Raw genomic sequence first — 20,451 nt, forward strand, 5'->3', positions numbered from 1 at the left:
GGGGTCGCCGGGTTCAGCCGGGCAAGAAGATGGACTTGAGGTTCTGGTAGGCGGCCAGCCCCTCCGGGCCGAGTTCGCGGCCGATGCCGCTCGCCTTGACGCCCCCGAAGGGTGAGTTCCAATCGAGGTTGAAGTAGTTGACGCCGAAGGAACCGGTCTCGATCTGGCGTGCGACATCCACGCCCCGGTCGGGATCCGATGTCCACACCGTGCCGCCGAGCCCGTAGGCGGAGTCGTTCGCGAGTGCGATCGCGTCGTCGAGGTCGTCGTAGCGCAGGACGGTGAGGACCGGTCCGAAGACCTCCTCGCGCGCGATGGTCGCCGAGTTGTCGACCCCGCCGAACACCGTCGGCTCCACGAAGAACCCGCGGTCGACGGCGGCGGGTGTGCCGCCACCGGTGGTGATGGTTCCGCCCTCGTCGCGGGCGCGGGCGATCATCGAGAGCACCCGGTCCCGGTGTCGTGCACTGGCGAGCGGGCCGATCGCGACGCTCTCGTCCATCGGATCGCCGATCGGCAGACCGGCCGACATCGCGCTGATCGCCTCGAGATAGGTGTCGTAACGGTTGGCGGGGACCAGGATTCGAGTCGACATGTAACAGGTCTGGCCGGTGTTGAGCAGCGACGCGGTGGCCAGGCCGGTGACCGTCTGTTCGAGGTCTGCGTCGTCGAGCACGAGGGCCGCCGACTTCCCGCCGAGTTCGAGGGTCACCGGACGTATCAGCTCTCCGCAGACCTTGCCGATCTCGCGGCCGGCCGCGGTGGAACCGGTGAACGCGACCTTGTCCACGTGCGGATGTGCCACGAGATATTGCCCGATGTCACTGCCGCCGTTGACGATGTTGAGAACGCCGTCGGGCAGCCCGGCCGCGACTGCGGCCTCGGCCAGGATGTAGGAATCGAGGCTCGTCTCCGGCGACGGCTTCAGGACCACCGTGCATCCGGCGGCCAGCGCCGGGGCGATCTTGAACATCGACAACACGGCCGGGAAGTTCCATGGGGCGATCGCCGCGACGACGCCGATCGGTTCGCGCCGCACCACCGTGGTGCCCGGCAGCGGTTGGCTGGTGCGTCGCTCCTCGACGGGAGTGGATTCGATGAGGTCGGCGTAGTAGCGCAGGAGTTGAACGGGGGCGGCGCCTTCGGCGAAGCGGGCGAGCCCGATCGGCATCCCGTTCTCCGACGTGACGGCGCGTGCGCGGTCCTCGGCACGGTCCTCGAGTGCGTCGGCGAAGCGGCGGAGATGTGCGGCGCGCTCGGCGGGGGAGATGTCCCGCCACTCCGGCAGGCGGCGGGCCGTTCGGGCGGCGTCGACCGCCGCGTCCACGTCCGAGGTGGTGGCGGCGGGCACCGAGCCGATCTGCTCTTCGGTCAGCGGTGAGATCACCGGCAGGGTCGACGATCCCGACGGTGCGTGCCACCCACCGTTGATGAAGAACGACGTGCGTACGGATTCGATTGTGGTCATCGGAGACTCCTCATCGTGTGTCGGCAGCCGCGATACGTGGCGTATGTGTCCATGCTCACTCACCGAATCGGTGATTTCTTGACATCTCACGACCAATTATTGACACTTCGACACATGGCGGACCTGATCTGCGCCTCGTCGCTGAGTCAAGCGCCCGAGCTGATCGACGAATGCCGGGGGTTCGGCCGCGACGATGCTGGCCCGTGTGGGGATCGATCCGGCAGTGGTCGGCGCCTACGACAGGTTCGTTCCGTTCACCTCGCTGTCGACGCGCATCGGTTTGTGCGCCGTCGAGTTCGATGTGCCCGACTTCGGTCTGCGGCTCGCGGCGCGCCAGGACCCGGACATCCTCGGACCCGTCGCCATCGCGGCCCGCAACGCCGAGACGATGGGTGAGGCCCTGCGTCAGGTCGCCGAGTTCGCCCATGTCTACAGCCCGGCGATCACCGTCACGCTCCATCACGGCGCCCGGGATGTGGCGTACGAGTTCGGCACCGTGCTGCGGCGCATTCCCTATCGACCGCATGTTGTCGAGCTGGCGATGGGCGTGACGATGTCGAGTTTCAAGCTGCGGGGCGGCATCGATTTCCGGCCCACCCGCGTCACCCTGGACCATCCGCCGATGTCCGACCCGCGGGTTTATCGGGACTACTTCGGATGTGCGGTCGACTTCGAGGCGGACGCCAATCTGGTGGTGTTCCCGCGCGCGCTGATGCATCGTCGGTTGCCCGAGGTCGACTCGGTCGCCTACGACGTCGCCGTCCGATTCATGGCCGGCCACGAGCGGGAGCGCGCTCTCGACGACGCGGTCACCGGCCTGATCGTCCGCGCGTTACCCGCCGGGGCGGCGCATCTCGACAGCGTCGCGCGCCTGCTGATGATGCATCCGCGCGCCCTGCAACGCGAACTGGCCGATTGCGGAACCACATTCGAGCAACTCGTCGACGATGCGCGACGGGATCTGGCGGACTCGCTGCTGTCCAATCGCGGGGTGACGTTGTCGGCGGTCGCGCGCCAGATCGGCTACTCCGAGCAGAGCACACTCACACGGAGCTGCCGCCGGTGGTTCGGGTGTCCGCCCTTGGCCAGACGTCGGGAGCTGATCGCGGGCGGCCGGTAGGCGCTGGATCCGCTCCTCACCTCGACAGGGGTGGCAACGACGCGACCGCGTCGAGCTGCGCACGGCTCGCGCCGAGCGTGTCGGCGAGAAAGGTCCGGGCGATCACCAACAGTTCGGCGATCTGTGGATGCGCCAGTTCGTAGAACACCGCACTGCCCACGCGTTCGGCTGCCACCACGTGATGCCGCTTCAACACGGCGAGGTGCTGCGAGAGGCGCGTCGGCTCGATCTCGGTGATCGTGAGCAACTCGCTCACCGCCGTCGGATCCCCGTTGGCGCTGAGCACCTCGAGTACGCGGATGCGTGCGGGATGGGCGAGTGCCTTGAACAGATTCGCCTTGATCTCGTACAACGGCCGCTCGGGACCGTCTGCGGTGGTCGAGGACCTGTTGGGCACGTGGAGTCTCCTTGCGGGCGACGATCCGAGAGCATCGGCTCACCGATTTGACGGATAGACGAATTGCGCAAGAGTGCAATCCGTGGCCGTACGGTACCGCACCGCTGTGCTCGACGGCCGTCACGACGCGACGGTTCGGCGCGTCCGGTCAGTCGCCGGATGCACGGGGGATGCGGACCCCGATGAGGTGGGCGTCCGGGTCGACGTCGACACCGATTCGCTCCCAGGGGAGCCCGATCGTGACCACGGCATAGGCGGACGTCGGGAAGCGGTCGATGTGTCCGCCGGAATCGAGGGTGAGTGCGGTGGCCGGCATCCCGGGCGAATGCCCGACGACCAGCACCGTCGAGGCGTCGGCCGGTGCGTGGATGCGCAATGCCTCGAGAATCTCGTGCGGCGCGCCGCCGTAGACGTCGTCGACGTAGGTGGTGGGGGCGAGGATCCCGGTGCGGTCCAAGGTCTCGCGCGTGCGGGTTGCGGTCGAACACACCACCGCGTCGATGGTCAGCCCCTCATCGGCCATCCATCGGCCGGCCAGTGCGGCTTCGCGTCTACCGCGATCGGCCAGGGGGCGTTCGTGGTCTCCGACGCCGGGCGGATATCCGGATTTCCCGTGGCGCATCAGCACCAGCGTCCGCGTCATGCCACGCCCGCGGTACGCCGCTCGGTCCTGGCATGTGACCTCGCGAGCGAACGCAGCACCGCGGCCGTCGCGCGCCATGCGGCGGCTTCCTGACGGCAGAACGCGGCGTGTTCGTGCTCGCCGGCCGCGAGGTGTTCGTCGCCGAGTTCGTCGAACTCGATGCACTCGTCGACCGCTTCGTCGATCAGCTCCATGACCGCCTCCGGTGACGAACACGCTCGCGTGATCGCGAGGGCGTCCAGGGTGGTGAGGTTCTCGAGCTCGGCCTGGTACCGCATGCCCCCAACTTACGACGCCGGGCCGACATCGTGGCGGACACACACCGTGACCGGCGTCGATCCGAGCAGGTTGAACCGCGCTCGCCAACCGATAGCCTGGGCAGGGTGCACTCCTGGGTTCCCGCGCTGCTGGCGATCGTCGCAGCGGTACTGATCGCCGGCGGCACGGTGATGCGTCAGCGCGCGTCCCACGCCAGCGGCGCCATCGGTCGGGGCTGGTGGATCGGTGCCACCGTCGCGCTCTGTGGCTTCGCGGCGCAGGTGGCGGCGCTGGGGCTGGGTTCCATCCTGCTCGTGCAACCGCTCGTGGTCCTCGCGATCCTGTTCGCCCTGCCCATGGAGGCATGGGCCGATCATCGGTGGCCGCAGAAGACAGAGTGGACCTGGGGTGCGGTGCTGGTCGTCTGTGTGACGGTGTTCCTCGCCATCTCCCGGCCCGAACCGTCGCTCCGCAGGCCGGGGGGACTGCTGATGGTCGTGACGATCGGTGCGGTGGTCGTCGTCCTCGCCGGCTGCGTGCTGGCCGCCGAACGGTCCAACCAGCACTACAAAGCGCTTCTCTACGGGGTCACCGCCGGTGCCTTGTTCGGCATGTCCGCGCTTCTCGTCAAGACCGTCGCCTACCAGTTCATCCATGATTTCGCGGGGGCATTCCGCCAGCCGGAGTTCTATCTCTTCCTGGTGGTGGCGGCAGGTGGTGTGGTCGCCCAACAGCGGGCCTTCGGCGCAGGCGAGTTGCAGACGTCGTTCCCGGCGCTGACCGTGATCGAACTCGCGGTCTCGATGGGACTGGGGGTGGTGCTCCTCGGTGAGAACCTCAACGTCTCGGTGCCGACCGCGTTGTTCCTGGGTGTCGTTCTCGCCGTGATGGTCCGTGCGGTGCTCGAACTCGCCAAACTGGCCGCGATCCGTGCCGAGGAGATCAACCTCGCCCGCGGCGCCGCACGCGACGCGGTCATGGTCCGATGACCGGCGTCAGCTCGCGTTGACGGGTTCGACGACAGCCGCGATGCTCCTGGCCCACTCGGTGGCCTGTCCCGCCGGCTTGACCGCCGATGAGTTGTCGTGGCGCCCGTGCTCGCCGACCTGCTGGGCCCCGCGCGCGGTCAGCTTCTCGGCCATGATCTCGCCGCCGCGGTTGAAGGTCTCGCCGTACACACGGTCCCCGAGTCCGAACACGGCGAAGCGCACGCCGGTCAGATCCGGCTGTACGTCGTCGAGCTCCTCGGCAAACGGCTCGGCGCCGCTGGGCAGCTCGCCCTCTCCGTAGGTCGAGCACACCACCACCAGGAAGTCCGCGGGATCGAGGTCGTCCACCGAGAACTCGCTCATGTCGTAGATCGAGGGATCGTGATCCGCTGCGAGAACATCGGCGATGGCGTCGGCGACCAGCTCACCGTTTCCCGTTTCGGTGCCGTACAGGATGACGACCGACATGACAGACCCCTTTCGTCCGCACCTCGAGGTGCCGCGACCAAATTAGCAAAGCAAGGCTACCCTAAATCAATGCCGGGCAACAAACCGCAGGTGGGGCGGGGTTGCAGATTTACTTGGATGTCCTACTATTGAGAGATGCAAGCCACACGGGCCTGCTCGCCATCCGACTGTGAATCAAGGTGATCTACACGTGTCCGCTACTGATGCAGCCAACGTCCGTACTGTTCCGCACTTCCTGAACGGTGGTCTGGTGACCGCCACCGAGGGTCGCTTCGCCGACGTCTTCAACCCCAGCACCGGTGCCGTCGCCGCCAAGGTGCCGTTGGCCAGTACCGCGGAGGTCGACGCCGCGGTCGCGACCGCGGTCGACGCGCAGCGTGAGTGGGCGGCCTGGAACCCGCAGCGTCGGGCCCGGGTTCTGATGCGTTTCGTCGACCTGGTCAACCAGAACTCCGACGAACTGGCCACTCTGCTGTCCCTCGAGCACGGCAAGACCCACGCCGACGCCAAGGGGGACATCCAGCGCGGCATCGAGGTCATCGAGTTCGCGATCGGTATCCCGCATCTGCTCAAGGGTGAGTTCACCGAGGGCGCCGGCGGCGGTATCGACGTCCACTCGATCCGCCAGCCGCTCGGTGTGGTGGCCGGCATCACGCCCTTCAACTTCCCCGCGATGATCCCGTTGTGGAAGGCCGGACCCGCGCTGGCCTGTGGCAACGCCTTCATCCTCAAGCCGAGTGAGCGTGATCCGTCGGTGCCGGTGCGCCTCGCCGAATTGTTCAGCGAGGCAGGTCTGCCCGACGGCGTATTCCAGGTCGTCCACGGCGACAAGGAATCCGTCGATGCACTGCTGAACAACCCCGATGTGCAGGCACTCGGTTTCGTCGGCAGCTCCGACATCGCCCAGTACATCTACTCGACGGCCGCGGCCAACGGGAAGCGTTCACAATGCTTCGGCGGCGCCAAGAACCACATGATCATCATGCCCGATGCCAACCTGGATCAGGCCGTCGATGCGCTGATCGGTGCGGGCTACGGAAGCGCGGGTGAACGCTGCATGGCGATCAGTGTCGCCGTGCCGGTCGGCGAGCAGACCGCCGAACGCCTGCGCGCCAAGCTCGTCGACAAGGTCAACGCCCTCCGTGTCGGCCACAGTCTCGACCCCAAGGCCGACTACGGGCCGCTGGTCACCGCCGCGGCGCTCGAGCGGGTTCGCGGATACATCGGCAAGGGTGTCGAGGAAGGCGCCGAACTCGTCATCGACGGCCGCGAGCGGACCAGCGACGAGCAGCAGTACGGCGATGAGGATCTCTCGAACGGATTCTTCATCGGGCCAACCCTTTTCGATCACGTCACCAAGGACATGACGAGTTATGTCGACGAGATCTTCGGTCCGGTACTGCAGATCGTGCGTGCCGCCGACTACGAGGAAGCGCTCGCGCTCGCCTCGGATCACCAGTACGGCAACGGTGTCGCGATCTTCACGCAGGACGGCGACGCCGCTCGTGACTTCACCGCGCGCGTCAACGTCGGCATGGTCGGCGTGAACGTACCGATCCCGGTTCCGGTGGCCTACTACACCTTCGGTGGGTGGAAGCGGTCCGGGTTCGGCGATCTCAACCAGCACGGACCCGCGTCGATCCAGTTCTACACCAAGACCAAGACGGTCACGACCCGTTGGCCTTCCGGTGTCAAGGACGGCGCCGAGTTCGTCATCCCGACGATGGATTGATGTCGATGACGACGATCACCGACAGCGGTCTCGACGCGGACGAGCGCGTCATCGTCGAGACCGCGGCCGGATTCGCGGCCAAGCGACTGGCGCCGTTCGCGCTGGAATGGGATGAGAGCCACCATTTCCCGGTGGCCGAGCTGCGTGAGGCGGCCGAGCTCGGGATGGCCGCCATCTACTGCTCCGATGACGTCGGTGGTAGTGGATTGCGCCGCCTCGACGGCGTGCGCATCTTCGAGCAGCTCGCGTATGCCGACCCGGCAGTCGCGGCCTTCCTCTCCATCCACAACATGTGCACCTGGATGGTGGACAGCTACGGCACCGCCGAGCAGCGGTCCGCGTGGGTGCCGCGGATGGCCTCGATGGAGGCGGTGGCCAGCTACTGTCTCACCGAGCCGGGGGCGGGCTCGGATGCGGCCGCCCTCTCGACCCGCGCGGTCCGGTCCGGCGACGACTATGTGCTCACCGGCGTGAAGCAGTTCATCTCCGGCGCGGGTAGCAGCGACGTCTACGTGCTGATGGCCCGCACCGGCGACAGCGGACCGCGCGGCATCTCCACCTTCCTGGTCGAGAACGGGACGCCGGGACTGAGTTTCGGTGCGCAGGAACGCAAGATGGGCTGGCACGCGCAGCCCACCGCGCAGGTGATCCTCGACGAGGTCCGGGTGCCGGCCGCCAACCTGCTCGGTGGGGAAGAAGGCATCGGATTCGGCATCGCCATGAACGGTCTCAACGGTGGCCGCATCAACATCGCGGCGTCGTCGCTCGGTGGTGCGCAGGCGGCGTTCGATCGGGCGGCCTCGTACGTCGCCTCGCGTAAGGCGTTCGGCGGCGCGTTGATCGACGAGCCGACCATCCGGTTCACGCTCGCCGACATGGCCACCTCCCTGCAGGCGTCGCGATTGATGCTGTGGCAGGCGGCGGCCGCGCTGGATGCCGACGCACCGGACAAGGTCGAGCAGTGCGCGATGGCGAAGCGTTTCGTCACCGATACCTGCTTCACCGTGGCCGATCAGGCGCTCCAGCTCCACGGTGGATACGGATATCTCAACGAATACGGTCTGGAGAAGATCGTCCGGGATCTCCGTGTGCACCGGATACTGGAGGGCACGAACGAGATCATGCGCGTCGTGGTCGGCAGGTCCATCGCCGCGCGCCACCGCGAGAACTGAACTGTTTCACCGGCAACCGAATTCACACTGGGAGACTCGACAATGACGACGATCGCCTTTCTGGGACTGGGCAACATGGGTGGGCCGATGGCGGCGAACCTCGTGAAGGCGGGGCATACCGTCCACGGGTTCGATCCGGTGCCGGAAGCGGTGACCACGGCGGAGCACAACGGCATCGAGACGTTTCCGACGGCTGTGGAGGCCGTGGCGGCCGCGGAGGTGGTGATCACGATGCTCCCGAGCGGGGCGATCGTGAAGAAGTGCTACGCCGACATCCTGCCGGCGGCACCGACCGGCGCGCTGTTCATCGACAGCTCCACGATCTCGGTCGACGACGCGCGTGCGATCAACGAGCAGGCCGCCGACCACGGGTTCGCCCAGCTCGACGCCCCGGTGTCGGGAGGGGTGAAGGGGGCGGTCGCCGGCACGCTCGCCTTCATGGTCGGCGGTGCCGACGATGCGTTCACCGCTGCGCGCTCGACCCTGGATCCGATGGCGGGCAAGGTGATCCACTGCGGTGCTGCCGGGGCCGGCCAGGCCGCCAAGGTCTGCAACAACATGGTGCTCGCGGTCCAGCAGATCGCGGTCGGTGAGGCGTTCGTGCTCGCGGAGAAGCTCGGCCTCTCCGATCAGGCGCTCTACGACGTGATCACCGGGGCCACCGGCAATTGCTGGGCGGTCCAGACGAACTGCCCCGTCCCCGGGCCGGTCCCGACCTCACCGGTGAACAACGACTTCAAGCCGGGCTTCGCGACGGCGCTGATGAACAAGGATCTCGGCCTCGCGATGGATGCGGTGGCCAGCACCGGGTCCCGTGCGCCGCTCGGGACGCACGCCGCCCAGCTCTACAAGGCCTTCGCCGAGCAGCACGCCGATCTCGACTTCAGCGCCATCATCACCTCGCTGCACTGACCGATCGTGCTCCCAGGAGACCTCATCCCTCGTCGGTGACCTTTCGCATGCGAAGGGTCGTCGGCGGGGAATGAGGTCTCTGGCCGCCGCTCGACGGCGCAGTCAGAAGTCTCCCGCGTTGCGGCGCAGAGATTGGATCGCGGTCACCATCGACGCCATCTCGTCGCCGTTCATCCCCACCGCGCCGAACACCTCCTTGTTGAGCGTCGTCGTGGCGTCCTCGACGGTCGATCGGCCGAGGTCGGTGATCTCCACGAGCGTGGTTCGTCCGTCGGTCGGATGCGGCACGCGGCGTACCAACTTGGCTTCCTCCAAGCGACGGATCGCGTGGGTCACGCTGGTGACGTGCACCTGCAGCCGATCGCTCGCTTTGGTGATCGGCAGCGCACCTTGTCGCGAGAAGGCGAGCAGACGCAGCAGTTCGAAGCGCGAGAAGCTGAGGTCGTACGGCCGTAACGCCGCCTCGACTCTCGCCAGCAGGATCTGATGTGCGCGCATCACCGAGGTGACCGCGACCATGCCGTCCGCGACGTCGCCCCAGCCGGCATCGGCCCAGTTCTGACGCGCCTCGGCGATCGGATCGAAACGCATGCTGCGGCCTGCCATGGGCTCAGCTTAAAGGACGGCACCGAGCCGGTCGTTCTCTCGTTTCCGGCCAGTGGCGCAGTCGAATTCGTAGATGCGGTATTCATGGGTAGCGGATTCGGTTCAGTAGGATGTCGATTTAATATCGCTAAAAGCGTCCCAGGCGCAGCGCTGCGGAATAGTGTTAATGACACCGGATTCAGCGGTCTCTTTCCGAGCAGCTCGAGGCAGGTGATTTCTACCGATCACGAACATGATTGACGCAAATCCATGACTCGAGCGCGGTATTCGAAGCAAAAGGGCATACGCGCTGTGCGTGGGGGGTGAACGGGTCATATCCCTGACAAGAATTCCACCTGACATAGAGGAGTCCCCATGTTTTCTCGTGGTCGTCGGTCCCTGTCCGCACGTTTGGCGGTCGTCGCGGTTTCTGCCGCCGCCTTTTCGCTCGTCTCCGGTGTGTCGAATGCGAACGCCGGTCCCAACGGAAGTCTCGATCCGATCCTTCCGCCAGGATTCCCGTGTATCCACACCAATGTCTTTCCCCCGGTTGCCACCTGGGGCTGGACGCGCCTCGACGGCCACGAACCGAAGTTCGTGGTGGGTCCGGGTGGTCAATCGGGCAAGGGCTCGCTGAAGCTGGAGAACAGCCGGGGTCCGGCGAGCTACTTCCATCCGGGTTTCAGCACGCCGCTACCGCAATTGGCGCGACAGCGAAATGCTCTCGGTTTCATGTTCAAGGGCACATCCGCCACTTTCCAGATCAGGGTGCGTGACGCGAAGCGGACAGACCGGGTGGTCTCCGGATTCACCACTCTCGTCTGGCAGCCCTCGAAGAACGGTGTCACAAACGCCGACAACTTCGTGACGCGCCGAGATCTCGCGCGCGGACGTTGGTGGAGCACGCAACCGATCGCCGGACAAGCGGCCGGACAGAACAACCTTCGGACCCTGACCCAGATCGCCGACCAGAATCCGCGTGCGTGGGTCACCGAATACGGCGTGCGTAATGGTTCGACGACGCCGACGTCGTATGTCGACAACATCGTCTACGGCTGCTCGAAGTGGGATTTCGAACCGGACGCCGGTTCCTGACCACTCGCTGACCGGCGGTCCACCCGCCGGTCAGCGTCCATCGATCCGCCTCTGAGCGCAGCCTCGGTGGGGGCCGTCACGACACCTGCCTGTCGTGGCCCCTGCCGAGGCTGCCGACATCTGGGAGGCGCGGTGTTCGGACACCGTCACCGTCTGGGCTGCGCCACCAGCATCTCGATCGCACCCACGATCGTGTCGACCAGTCCTGTGACCGTGTGCGCACCGAGTTCGCCCCGTGTCTCGTCCGAGCGCATCATGATCACCGACTCGACGAGGCGAAAGGGAAGTAGTCCGCGGGTGTCCGCGGGGTCGCCCAGGGCGTCGGTGGCGAGGGCCTCGTAGGCGGCCGCCAATTCCTGGCGGGCGGCCCGGAACTCGGCGAACCTGTCGTCGGCCACCTCCGGCAACAGATACAGCGCGCCGAGGTTCCACCGGGCCTCCGCCAGCTGGGTCAGGTCGTAGCGGGCGAGTTCCAGCAGGCGTTGCCCGGGTTCACCCTCGGAGGCCAGTAGTTGCCGCGCCTGCTCCACAGACGGGTCGACCGTGGTGGCGAGCAATGCCGCCAGGATGTCGTCCTTGGTCTTGAAATAGTGATAGAGCGATGCCTGTCGTACCCCGACCGCATCGGCGATCATCCGTGTGGATGTGCCGGTGTAGCCATGTCGGGTGAAGAGTTCGGCAGCAGCATCGAGGATCTCGTCCCGGGCGGTGTCACCGTGCCGTCGCGGTTTGACGAGACGGGGACGTCCCGGGCTGGCGGCTGTGCGCGTCGAAGCGGGCCGCGTGGCCATCTGATGGTCCCCGTTCATCGTTCGTTTCGGTCTCTCGGAAGCTTCACCCTAGTGCACGGCAGGCTGTCCCGCCGCGCGCTGACCTGCGCGGTGTTACACACTCGTAGCGTGCGTTTTCCGCCCCGAAACAATTCTGTCATTCGACAGAAATCGTCGGGCGATTATCTATCACTCGACAGTTAAAGCTCACCGTGGAGCTCCGACCTCAGTAGAGAGGCGAACGATCATGACCTCCACCGCCACCACGCCATCCGCGCAACCGCCCGCGTCCTCGGGCGGCGACGCCGGCGATCTGTCCGACTTCGGCTACGACCAACAACTGCACCGCTCGCTCGGCAAGTTCGCCTCCTTCGCCGCGGGGTTCTCCTTCGTCTCCATCCTCACGACGATCTTCCAGCTCTTCGGTCTCGGCTTCGGCTTCGGCGGGCCGGCGTTCTTCTGGACCTGGCCCATCGTCTACGCCGGCCAGTTCCTCGTCGCGCTCTGCTTCGCGGAGATCGCCGCGCGGTATCCGATCTCGGGCGCCATCTACCAGTGGTCGCGGCGGATGGGAGGCGAGGTGATCGGATGGTTCGGCGGCTGGTTCATGATCATCGCCCAGATCGTCACCGCATCCGCGGCGGCAATCGCACTGCAGGTGGTCCTCCCATCGGTCTGGACCGGTTTCCAGATCATCGGTGACGACCCGATGCTCACCAGCACCAGCGGTGCGGCCAATGCGGTGCTGCTCGGCTCGATCCTGCTGGTGATCGTGACGGCCATCAACTGCGTCGGCATCTCCTGGATGAGCCGTATCAACAACATCGGCGTGACCTGTGAGCTCGTCGGTGTGACGGCAGTGGTCCTCGCCCTTTTCACGCACGCCAAGCGCGGACCCGACGTCGTGTTCGACACCGGTATCCCCGGCCAGCAGCCGGGCTACATCTGGGCGTTCATCGTCTCGGGCCTGATGGCGGCCTACGTGATGGTCGGATTCGGCTCGGCGGGCGAGCTCGCGGAGGAGACCCGCAACCCGCGTCGCGTCGCACCCCGCACGATCCGCCTGGCGCTGACCGTGTCCGCCATCGGCGGCGGACTCATGCTGCTCGGCGCGCTCATGGCTGCCCCGACCCTCGACGAACAACTCGCCACCGGCGGGCTGCCCTACGTCCTCGACTCCGTGCTCGGCAGCTTCTGGGGCAAGGTGCTGCTCTGCGACGTCGCCGTCGCGATCTTCATCTGCACGCTGGCGATCCAGACCGCATGTTCGCGACTCATGTTCTCCATGGCTCGCGACGGCCGGCTCCCGTTCTCCGCGACGCTGTCCCACGTCAACAAGCGCACTGGCACTCCCATCGCACCCTCGATCCTGATCGGAGTGCTCTGCATCGGCATCCTCGTCGTCAACGTCGGCAACTCGGCGATCTTCGCGACCCTCGCCAGTGTGTGCATCATCCTCATCTACCTGGCATATCTCGCGGTGACCGGACCGATGCTCTACCGGCGCCTGCAGGGTTGGCCGAAGGGTGGCGTGGCCGTCGACGCCGAGGGCAAGAAGCTGTTCTCGATGGGACGACTCGGCATCGTCGTGAACCTGCTGGCGGTGGTGTACGGCGCGCTCATGGTGGTCAACCTGGCGTGGCCGCGCGCCGAGGTCTTCGATCCGGCGGGGGAGATGCCGATCCTGCGTTGGGCAGGCCCGATCTGCATCGCGATCACCGTGCTCGTCGGCATCGCCTGCTTCCCCCGCGGCAAAGAGCACCCGAAGCCCGTGACGGTCGGCGCCTGAGCCGAAGTCCTTCCTCCCGCGACCGACACCCGATCCTCCGAGGAGTTGCATCAGCATGACCACAGCCACCACCGCCAGTACCGCCGGCGCCCGCGCTCATGCGCGTTCGCAGGCCGGCACCATCACCGACTCGATGCCGGTGGTACCCGCCGCCGACTGGCCGAACCCGCCCGACGATCTCGATCCCGCCCGATTGACCTGGGCCGAAACCGTTCCCGGGGGTCGCTACACCACCAAGGTGCTGGCTCGCGGAACCCGGTTGCGCCTGCGCGACGTCGCGGGCAGCGCCTGCGCGCATGTGATGCTCTGGCGCGCCGAGGCTCCATGGGAACGGCTCAACGTCGCCGACACCGTCAAGGTGCCCTGGCAGGCGTACCTCACCACCGGGCACCCGTTGCTCAGTGACCAGGGCCGCGTCCTGGCCACCGTCGTCGCCGATGACAGCGCCCATCACGACGCGCTGTGCGGCACCACCACCGCGAGTGGGAACTTCGCCAAGTACGGTGCCGGGGCAGCACATTCGGACAGTCCGGCAGGCCGTGAACTGTTCACGCTGGCAGCTGCCAAGAACGGCTTGACCCCCGCCGACGTCGCGCCCTCGTTGTCGTTCTTCCACGGTGTCGTGGTGGAGTCCGACGGCACGCTCACGTCCAAGGGTTCAGCGGGACCGGACAAGTCCGTCGACCTTGTCCTGCATCTGCCGTGTGTCGTCGCGATCGTCAACACCGCGCATCCTCTCGATCCCGCACCGGTGTTCACCGCGGGCCCCCTCGAGGTGCTCGGGTGGCGGGCGCTCGACGACCTCGATGGCCTGCTGTCTTCTGTCGCGTCGACAGATCCGGAGTACCAGCGTGCCGTTGCCAACTCCGAAGATGCCTGGGCTGCAGCTCATTTCTGAGAACTCGATCGATTCCGCAAGGAGAACCATCATGACCACCACCCTGTCCCAGCGCGACGCAGCCGAGTTGGCACTCGTGCCCGGAGCGGTGATCGACGACGCCGAGGTGGGTGAACGGGCACCGTGGTCGGGCATCGTCGCTGCGGGGGACGTGTTGACCATCGTCGACCTGTACGGAAACCAGGCCGTGGACACTCTCTTCTACGGCGGCCGCGACCACGGCATCCGCTACTCGGCGCAGGCCACCATCGCCGCGCAGGGCAACATCTTTCTCACCACCGGCACGGTCATCCGTGATCAGGAATCGAATCCGATGATGACCATCGTCGACGACGAGGTCGGCAACCACGACACGCTCGGTGGCGCGTGCTCGCAAGAGTCGAACACCTTGCGATACGGCCACCACACCAAACATCAGCACGCGTGCGTGGAGAACTTCCTGATCGGCGGGGCGCGCCACGGCCTCGGGAAACGGGATCTGGTCGGGAACGTCAACTTCTTCATGAACGTGCCGGTCGACCCCGACGGATCCCTCGGCATCGTCGACGGGTTGTCGGCGCCCGGGAAGAGGCTCGCGTTGCGGGCCGACGTCGACACCCTGGTGCTGATCTCCAACTGCCCGCAGATCAACAACCCCTGCAACGGGTTCGACCCGACGGCGGTTCGCGTCATCGTCACGCGCCCGGCCGATCGTCAGACGCCCGGAACACACACGAGGAGCTGACTTCCATGGCCACCATCACCGTCCTCCGCGCGGGGCCGCTCACCACGATTCAGGACTGGCCCGGCCGGGTCGGTTACTGGAAGGTGGGCGTGCCACCGTCGGGACCGATGGACGACCTGTCGTTCCGCCTCGCCAACCGGGCGGTGGGCAATCCCGAACACGCTGCCGGATTGGAAGCCACCATGATGGGTCCGGCGCTGCGCTTCGCCGAGGCGACGGTGGTGGCGGTGACCGGAGCTCCCGCCGTGGTCACCATCAACGGAATCTCGGTGCCGCAATGGGTGTCTCACCCCGTCGCGGCGGGAGACGTGCTCGACGTCGGCCCGGCCACCGATCTCGGCATGCGCGTCTACGTCGCCGTCGGTGGCGGAGTCGACGCCGAGGACTATCTGGGGAGCAAGTCGACCTTCACCTTGGGCAGGTTCGGGGGGCTGGCCGGCCGCACACTCGCCGACGGCGATGAACTCCGCTCCGCGCGACTGCCCGTCGGCGTGACCGGACGCGTCCTCGGCGACGAACAACCCGCCTTCACCCACTCCTGGCAGCTCGGCGTGACCGTCGGGCCGCACAGCGCACCCGAATTCTTCACCGCCGACGACATCGACGACCTGTTCGGCACCGACTATGAGGTGCACTTCAATTCGGACCGAACCGGGATTCGTCTGATCGGGCCGAAGCCACGGTGGGCTCGCACCGACGGCGGCGAGGCGGGATTGCACCCCTCCAACATCCACGACAACGCGTACTCGGTGGGCGCACTGGATTTCACCGGCGACACCCCGATCCTTCTCGGGCCCGACGGACCGAGCCTCGGTGGTTTTGTCTGTCCTGTCACCGTCGTGACCGCGCAGCGCTGGAAACTCGGGCAGCTCAAGCCCGGCGACACCGTCAGATTCGTCCCGGTGCGCAGCGATCAGACCGCGTCACCCTCGCAGACCGGGCTGGGACGCCGGGCCTGCTTCGTGGATGTGCTCTCCGCCGGCGGGGATCCGGACGGCGGGATTCTCGGTTCCACCACCACCGCGGACGGCACCACCTCGGTCACCTACCGCCGCAGCGGCGACGACAACATCCTCGTCGAGTACGGCGACATGCACCTCGATCTCGCGTTGCGGGCGCGGGTCCACGCGTTGAGTGAGCGGATCGACGCGGAGCGGCCTGCCGGCCTCATCGATCTGACCCCCGGCATCCGGTCGCTACAGGTCAAAGCGGATCCGGATGTGTGGTCACAGGAGCGAATGCTGGCGTGGCTCAACGAATGCGAGAGTCAGTTACCGGCGGCGGAGGACCTCGTCGTCCCGAGCCGGACCGTCCATCTGCCGCTGTCGTGGGACGACCCGGCAACCCGTGAGGCCATCGAACGGTACATGCTCGGTGTCCGCTCGGACGCGCCGTGGTGCCCATGGAACATCGAGTTCATCCGTCGGATGAACGGCTTGGGCTCTGTCGACGACGTGCACGAGATCGTCTTCGACGCAAGCTACTTGGTGCTGGGGCTGGGAGATGTGTATCTCGGTGCACCGGTCGCCGTTCCTCTCGATCCGCGCCACCGACTTGTCACCACCAAATACAACCCGGCGCGGACCTGGACACCCGAGAACGCCGTCGGGATCGGTGGCGCCTACATGTGCATCTACGGCATGGAGGGGCCGGGCGGGTACCAGTTCGTCGGCCGAACCACCCAGGTGTGGAACCATCGCTACCCGTCGCAGGCCCCGGGTTTCGAACCGGAGCATCCGTGGCTGCTCCGGTTCTTTGATCAGATCCGTTGGTACCCGGTCAGTTCGGACGAACTCCTCGACATGCGTGCCGACGTCGCGGCCGGTCGTGGCGACAGTGTGCGCATCTCCCACGGATCCTTCTCGCTCGCCGAGCACCAGCGGTTCCTCGACCGGAACGCCGCGGACATCGCGAGGAGGCGCACCACGATGGAAGCAGCGCGCGCCGAGGAGCGCGAACGATGGTCACGTCAGGGCGAGTTCGCAGTCGTGGCCGCGATAGATGCCGTGGGCCACGAGGAGGCCATGGACGAAGGGAAGGTTGCATGAGCAGGATCACCGACATCTATCGGCGCATCGAGGAGGTCGATCGTCCGGAGGTGTTCGTCACCCTGCGCCCGTGCGGCGACGTCGAGGCGGATCATCGGGAGCTGGCCGCCGGCGGTCCACTGGCGGGGATCGTCCTCGCGGTCAAGGACAACGTCGACGTGGCCGGGCTGCCGACGACCGCCGCGTGTCCCGGTTACGCGTACGTGGCGTCGGTCGACGCCCCCGTCGTCGCCGCGTTGCGCGCTGCGGGTGCGGTGGTGATCGGCAAGACGAACCTCGACCAGTTCGCGACCGGATTGGTCGGTACGCGCAGTCCGTATGGGGCGGTGCGGGATTCGCGCCGTGCCGATCGCATCTCCGGGGGCTCGAGTTCGGGGTCAGCGGTGGCCGTGGCGCTTGGCCTGGCCGACATCGCGATCGGCACCGACACCGCCGGATCGGGGCGGGTGCCCGCTGGTCTGCAGGGGATCGTCGGGATCAAACCGACGCTCGGGGTGGTCTCGACCGACGGCGTGGTGCCTGCGTGCGCGAGTTACGACACGGTGACCGTCTTCGCGGTCGACCTGAACATGGCCGATCGGGCGATGGCCGTGATGGCCAGTGCGGCGGGCCCGAGACCATTCGGCTCCGCGACACGTCTTGCCGCGCCCGAGCAGCCCACCGTCGTGGTCCCGGCAGAGCTCCCCGAGCTCGACGACGCCTGGCGGGAAGCGTTCGGCACGGCGGTGGCCCGAGCGGAGGCGGCCGGTCTCCGGATCAAGACCGTCGACCTGGCGCCCTTCCTCGACGCGGCGAAGCTGCTGTACGAGGATGCCCTGGTCGCCGAACGTCACGATGCGGTCGGGTCATTCATCGACGATGCCGAACCGTCGGCCGGGATCGACCCCACGGTGGCCGGGATCATCAGTGGTGCAGCACGTTTCAGTGCGGTGGAGCTCCTGGCGGCGCGACGCCGGCTCGTCGAGCTGCGCGATGAGGCGATGGCCCAATGGGGTGATGCCGACGCCCTGCTGGTCCCGACGGCGCCGATGCACCCGTCTCTGGCCGATGTGGCCGCGGACCCGATCGGCGTGAACTCCCGATTGGGCACCTACACCAATTTCTGCAACCTCTTCGATCTGTGCGGTCTGGCCGTACCGGCAGGCGAGGTCGATGAGGCTGACGGTACCCGTGCGCAATTCGGGATCACCTTCCTGGGGCGTGCCCATGAGGATGCGGTGGTCGCCGACCTCTCGCGGCGGTTTCTCTCGGGCCCGATCGACGCGGTACCTGCCGCATGGCCCGAGTCGGGCGGTGCGCCGGCAATCGAGTTGGCGGTCTTCGGTGCGCATATGCGCGGTGGTCCGTTGACCCACGAACTCACCGCGCGGGGGGCTCGGTGGTCGGAAGAGATCCGTACGGCACCGAGCTATCGCCTCGTCGCCCTGGACACCACGCCGGCGAAGCCAGGTCTCGTCCGCGACCCCGAGCACGGCCAGGCCATCGAGGGGGAGGTGTGGACGCTGTCGCCGACAGCGCTGGGGGAGTTCCTCGCCGCCCTGCCCGCCCCGATGATGCTGGGCAGCGTAGAGCTGTCGGACGGCCGATGGGTGGTCGGGTTCGGTTGTGCGGCGGATGCGGCCGAGCGCGGTGAGGCGTTGGACCGCATCCGCTGGTGACCGTGCCGGTCGCCGTCACTCGGCCGGTGTCGGACAATTATCCGAAAGCGCGTAATCCTCGCGAATCTCGTGTTTGAATGAGCCGGCTTGTTCGGGCGGGCAGGGGAGTGGGGCGGATGACCGACTTGGGGCGCAACGGAATTCGGTTATCTCGACAACACCGACGTCGACGGGGCGGTCCGCGGGTGCGTCACCGGCTCGCCGTCGGCGTCACGGCTCTGGCCACGGTCGTGGCGGTCGGTGCCGGAGCGACGACGGGATCGGGACAGGCGGGGGCGGCGACGGTCGACGACATCATCTCCGGCGTCGTCTTGGACGTGCTCGGCGGCAGTTCCGGTCTCGGGCAGCTGGGAACGCTCGCGGACGGCCTGATGGACGTCGTGAACGGCGGTGGCGCCGGCGTCGCCGACCAATGGCGGGTCCAGCTCTGCGGGTCCGGCGCCGCGAACGGTGGCGCGGATTGTTCGCGCTCGACCGGTGTCGGCCTCGCGATGGTGGCACCCGGCCGGATCGAACTCGTTCCGGTCGACGCATGGGGTGCGGCGTCGGGGATCTACGACGCCGTCGACACCGTCGACAATCTGCTGCCCGCCGCCTGGCAGTCGATCCCGGACCTGCGGCATCCCGAGCTTCCGGAGGGTGAGGCGACTATCGGCGGCAGCGGATTCCAGTTCGCCTTCGCCTCGACCGGGGGCGAGGCCACGGCGATCTCGTATCTACCGGTGAGTCTGGCCACCGCCGGCGCGAGTGATGGCCGCGAGGCATACGCGTTCGCCGTCGTCGGTATGGCGAACGCATGGACGACCGACGACGTCACCACGTCGCTGGTCGGTATCCCGCTGCCGATCACCCTTCCCGGCATCGGCCACGTCAGCTGTTTCGGCGGACTCACCGCTGCCTACGCGGACGGTGTCGGCGCCTGCGTGAACGTCGTGGGCACCTTCGACTTCCGCTGGACGGCACCGAACGGCGAGCTGCAGTTCGGCCTCACCGACCCGACCGGCATCCTGTTCGATCCCGCCTCGGTGCTCGGCACGGTGATCGCTGCGGTGATGACCGACGTCAGCGGCGCGGGGAACCTGCCGATCACCCTCGGAAAGGACTTCGCCCGCCTGGGTTTCGGCGGGGACCACGGCCTCCTCAGCGGGAACTTCGTCCGTCTCACGAGCGATTACGGCAGTCAGGGTGAGACGACGATCGAGTGGCTGGGTCAGAAGCTGACCCTGAATCCGATGGTCGATGTCAACGGACAGGACCGTCCGAACCACCTCGGAGTGCCGTCCCTCGATTTGAGCGAGCTCGACCCCGACGAGATCGTTCCCGTCGTGTCCCTCCCGGAGTTCGCGTCCCCCTTCGGCCTGCCGGACGCGGCCGGGCCGTCGGTCACGAGGACACCCTCGGCCGCGGCCGGTTCCGAGGTGACCGGCCCCGGGGTGACCGGCCCCGGGGACCCCGGCTCCGAGGTCGCTCGAACCGACGACGCCGGCTCCGAGGTCGCCGTCGACGGCACTTCGGTGACCTCGCCGAGCGGCGAGGCCACCGATTCGGACCCGACGTCGGGCGGGGGTGAATCCTCGAACTCGGCCGACGGGTCGTCGACGGCAGACGACTCGTCGACAGACTCGTCCTCGCCACAGAGTGACTCGGCGTCGGCCGGTTCCGAAGACGCCTCCTAGGCGGGCCGCGCCGCGTCCGAGCCGGTCACACGGTATGGGTCGCCCTCGT

The 20,451-nt window shown here is 67.1% G+C and carries 19 protein-coding genes; 12 read left to right on the plus strand and 7 right to left on the minus strand.

Annotated features, from left to right (window positions below; genetic code table 11):
• Positions 1 to 13: 13 nt before the first annotated feature.
• Positions 14 to 1,468 carry an aldehyde dehydrogenase gene (locus tag GTV32_RS20945; RefSeq protein ID WP_161061947.1) on the minus strand — a complete coding sequence of 485 codons (1,455 nt, stop codon included), beginning with the start codon at positions 1,466 to 1,468 and terminating at the stop codon, positions 14 to 16.
• 205 nt (positions 1,469 to 1,673) lie between these two features.
• Between GTV32_RS20945 and GTV32_RS20950 the strand changes: the two genes are divergently transcribed.
• Complete coding sequence (locus tag GTV32_RS20950; RefSeq protein ID WP_343287409.1) at positions 1,674 to 2,588, plus strand: AraC family transcriptional regulator; 915 nt, start codon at positions 1,674 to 1,676, stop codon at positions 2,586 to 2,588.
• 16 nt (positions 2,589 to 2,604) lie between these two features.
• Here GTV32_RS20950 and GTV32_RS20955 read toward each other — a convergent pair whose 3' ends face one another.
• The 3 genes from GTV32_RS20955 to GTV32_RS20965 form a co-directional block, all read right to left on the minus strand.
• The gene (locus GTV32_RS20955; protein WP_161061948.1) at positions 2,605 to 2,985 is read right to left on the minus strand and encodes a metalloregulator ArsR/SmtB family transcription factor; all 381 of its coding nucleotides are present in this window, start codon (positions 2,983 to 2,985) and stop codon (positions 2,605 to 2,607) included.
• Between the two features lie 148 nt (positions 2,986 to 3,133).
• Positions 3,134 to 3,628 (minus strand): histidine phosphatase family protein, encoded by a 495-nt coding sequence (locus GTV32_RS20960; protein ID WP_161061949.1) that lies wholly within the window; start codon positions 3,626 to 3,628, stop codon positions 3,134 to 3,136.
• Complete coding sequence (locus tag GTV32_RS20965; RefSeq protein WP_161061950.1) at positions 3,625 to 3,906, minus strand: hypothetical protein; 282 nt, start codon at positions 3,904 to 3,906, stop codon at positions 3,625 to 3,627. The genes GTV32_RS20960 and GTV32_RS20965 overlap by 4 nt, the downstream gene beginning before the upstream one ends.
• A 105-nt stretch (positions 3,907 to 4,011) precedes the next feature.
• Between GTV32_RS20965 and GTV32_RS20970 the strand changes: the two genes are divergently transcribed.
• Positions 4,012 to 4,875, plus strand: a complete 864-nt coding sequence (locus tag GTV32_RS20970; RefSeq protein WP_161061951.1) for a DMT family transporter — start codon at positions 4,012 to 4,014, stop codon at positions 4,873 to 4,875.
• Between the two features lie 6 nt (positions 4,876 to 4,881).
• Here the strand turns inward: GTV32_RS20970 and GTV32_RS20975 are convergent, their stop codons facing one another.
• Entirely contained in the window at positions 4,882 to 5,343 is a 462-nt protein-coding gene (locus GTV32_RS20975; protein ID WP_161061952.1) for a flavodoxin family protein, read from the minus strand.
• A 190-nt stretch (positions 5,344 to 5,533) separates the two neighbouring features.
• Here GTV32_RS20975 and GTV32_RS20980 point away from each other — a divergent pair, with 190 nt between their 5' ends.
• Genes GTV32_RS20980 through mmsB form a run of 3 tightly spaced genes read left to right on the plus strand, consistent with a single transcriptional unit; the run spans position 5,534 to position 9,159 of the window.
• Positions 5,534 to 7,075, plus strand: a complete 1,542-nt coding sequence (locus GTV32_RS20980) for a CoA-acylating methylmalonate-semialdehyde dehydrogenase (RefSeq protein WP_161061953.1) — start codon at positions 5,534 to 5,536, stop codon at positions 7,073 to 7,075.
• Positions 7,076 to 7,080: 5 nt separating this feature from the next.
• Positions 7,081 to 8,247 (plus strand): acyl-CoA dehydrogenase family protein, encoded by a 1,167-nt coding sequence (locus tag GTV32_RS20985; RefSeq protein WP_161062682.1) that lies wholly within the window; start codon positions 7,081 to 7,083, stop codon positions 8,245 to 8,247.
• A 42-nt stretch (positions 8,248 to 8,289) separates the two neighbouring features.
• Complete coding sequence (gene mmsB, locus GTV32_RS20990) at positions 8,290 to 9,159, plus strand: 3-hydroxyisobutyrate dehydrogenase (protein ID WP_161061954.1); 870 nt, start codon at positions 8,290 to 8,292, stop codon at positions 9,157 to 9,159.
• Between the two features lie 102 nt (positions 9,160 to 9,261).
• Here mmsB and GTV32_RS20995 read toward each other — a convergent pair whose 3' ends face one another.
• Positions 9,262 to 9,765 (minus strand): MarR family transcriptional regulator, encoded by a 504-nt coding sequence (locus GTV32_RS20995; RefSeq protein ID WP_161061955.1) that lies wholly within the window; start codon positions 9,763 to 9,765, stop codon positions 9,262 to 9,264.
• Positions 9,766 to 10,119: 354 nt separating this feature from the next.
• Here GTV32_RS20995 and GTV32_RS21000 point away from each other — a divergent pair, with 354 nt between their 5' ends.
• Entirely contained in the window at positions 10,120 to 10,839 is a 720-nt protein-coding gene (locus GTV32_RS21000) for a hypothetical protein (protein WP_161061956.1), read from the plus strand.
• A 146-nt stretch (positions 10,840 to 10,985) separates the two neighbouring features.
• Here GTV32_RS21000 and GTV32_RS21005 read toward each other — a convergent pair whose 3' ends face one another.
• Complete coding sequence (locus GTV32_RS21005) at positions 10,986 to 11,630, minus strand: TetR/AcrR family transcriptional regulator (RefSeq protein WP_161061957.1); 645 nt, start codon at positions 11,628 to 11,630, stop codon at positions 10,986 to 10,988.
• 226 nt (positions 11,631 to 11,856) lie between these two features.
• On the opposite strand from GTV32_RS21005, the gene GTV32_RS21010 reads away from it, so the two are divergent.
• From GTV32_RS21010 to GTV32_RS21035, 6 genes are all read left to right on the plus strand, one after another.
• Positions 11,857 to 13,398, plus strand: coding sequence for an amino acid permease (locus GTV32_RS21010; protein ID WP_161061958.1), 1,542 nt, complete (start codon positions 11,857 to 11,859; stop codon positions 13,396 to 13,398).
• A 55-nt stretch (positions 13,399 to 13,453) separates the two neighbouring features.
• Positions 13,454 to 14,296, plus strand: coding sequence for an urea amidolyase associated protein UAAP1 (locus tag GTV32_RS21015; RefSeq protein ID WP_161061959.1), 843 nt, complete (start codon positions 13,454 to 13,456; stop codon positions 14,294 to 14,296).
• 31 nt (positions 14,297 to 14,327) lie between these two features.
• Positions 14,328 to 15,020, plus strand: a complete 693-nt coding sequence (locus tag GTV32_RS21020) for an urea amidolyase associated protein UAAP2 (protein ID WP_161061960.1) — start codon at positions 14,328 to 14,330, stop codon at positions 15,018 to 15,020.
• 5 nt (positions 15,021 to 15,025) lie between these two features.
• Positions 15,026 to 17,068, plus strand: a complete 2,043-nt coding sequence (locus tag GTV32_RS21025; protein ID WP_161061961.1) for a 5-oxoprolinase/urea amidolyase family protein — start codon at positions 15,026 to 15,028, stop codon at positions 17,066 to 17,068.
• On the plus strand, positions 17,065 to 18,726 hold the full coding sequence (atzF, locus tag GTV32_RS21030; RefSeq protein WP_161061962.1) for an allophanate hydrolase: 1,662 nt from the start codon (positions 17,065 to 17,067) through the stop codon (positions 18,724 to 18,726). The genes GTV32_RS21025 and atzF overlap by 4 nt, the downstream gene beginning before the upstream one ends.
• 185 nt (positions 18,727 to 18,911) lie before the next feature.
• The gene (locus GTV32_RS21035; RefSeq protein WP_161061963.1) at positions 18,912 to 20,402 is read left to right on the plus strand and encodes a hypothetical protein; all 1,491 of its coding nucleotides are present in this window, start codon (positions 18,912 to 18,914) and stop codon (positions 20,400 to 20,402) included.
• The last annotated feature ends 49 nt before the right edge of the window (positions 20,403 to 20,451 follow it).

It is taken from the genome of Gordonia sp. SID5947 (assembly GCF_009862785.1).
Lineage (GTDB): Bacteria > Actinomycetota > Actinomycetes > Mycobacteriales > Mycobacteriaceae > Gordonia.

Coding starts and splice junctions, on each gene's coding strand:
- GTV32_RS20945 (WP_161061947.1), bottom strand. CDS start 1,468: ATGACCACAATCGAATCCGTACGCACGTCGTTCTTCATCAACGGTGGG.
- GTV32_RS20960 (WP_161061949.1), bottom strand. CDS start 3,628: ATGACGCGGACGCTGGTGCTGATGCGCCACGGGAAATCCGGATATCCG.
- GTV32_RS20965 (WP_161061950.1), bottom strand. CDS start 3,906: ATGCGGTACCAGGCCGAGCTCGAGAACCTCACCACCCTGGACGCCCTC.
- GTV32_RS20975 (WP_161061952.1), bottom strand. CDS start 5,343: ATGTCGGTCGTCATCCTGTACGGCACCGAAACGGGAAACGGTGAGCTG.
- GTV32_RS20985 (WP_161062682.1), top strand. CDS start 7,081: ATGACGACGATCACCGACAGCGGTCTCGACGCGGACGAGCGCGTCATC.
- mmsB (WP_161061954.1), top strand. CDS start 8,290: ATGACGACGATCGCCTTTCTGGGACTGGGCAACATGGGTGGGCCGATG.
- GTV32_RS20995 (WP_161061955.1), bottom strand. CDS start 9,765: ATGGCAGGCCGCAGCATGCGTTTCGATCCGATCGCCGAGGCGCGTCAG.
- GTV32_RS21000 (WP_161061956.1), top strand. CDS start 10,120: ATGTTTTCTCGTGGTCGTCGGTCCCTGTCCGCACGTTTGGCGGTCGTC.
- GTV32_RS21005 (WP_161061957.1), bottom strand. CDS start 11,630: ATGGCCACGCGGCCCGCTTCGACGCGCACAGCCGCCAGCCCGGGACGT.
- GTV32_RS21010 (WP_161061958.1), top strand. CDS start 11,857: ATGACCTCCACCGCCACCACGCCATCCGCGCAACCGCCCGCGTCCTCG.
- GTV32_RS21015 (WP_161061959.1), top strand. CDS start 13,454: ATGACCACAGCCACCACCGCCAGTACCGCCGGCGCCCGCGCTCATGCG.
- GTV32_RS21020 (WP_161061960.1), top strand. CDS start 14,328: ATGACCACCACCCTGTCCCAGCGCGACGCAGCCGAGTTGGCACTCGTG.
- GTV32_RS21025 (WP_161061961.1), top strand. CDS start 15,026: ATGGCCACCATCACCGTCCTCCGCGCGGGGCCGCTCACCACGATTCAG.
- atzF (WP_161061962.1), top strand. CDS start 17,065: ATGAGCAGGATCACCGACATCTATCGGCGCATCGAGGAGGTCGATCGT.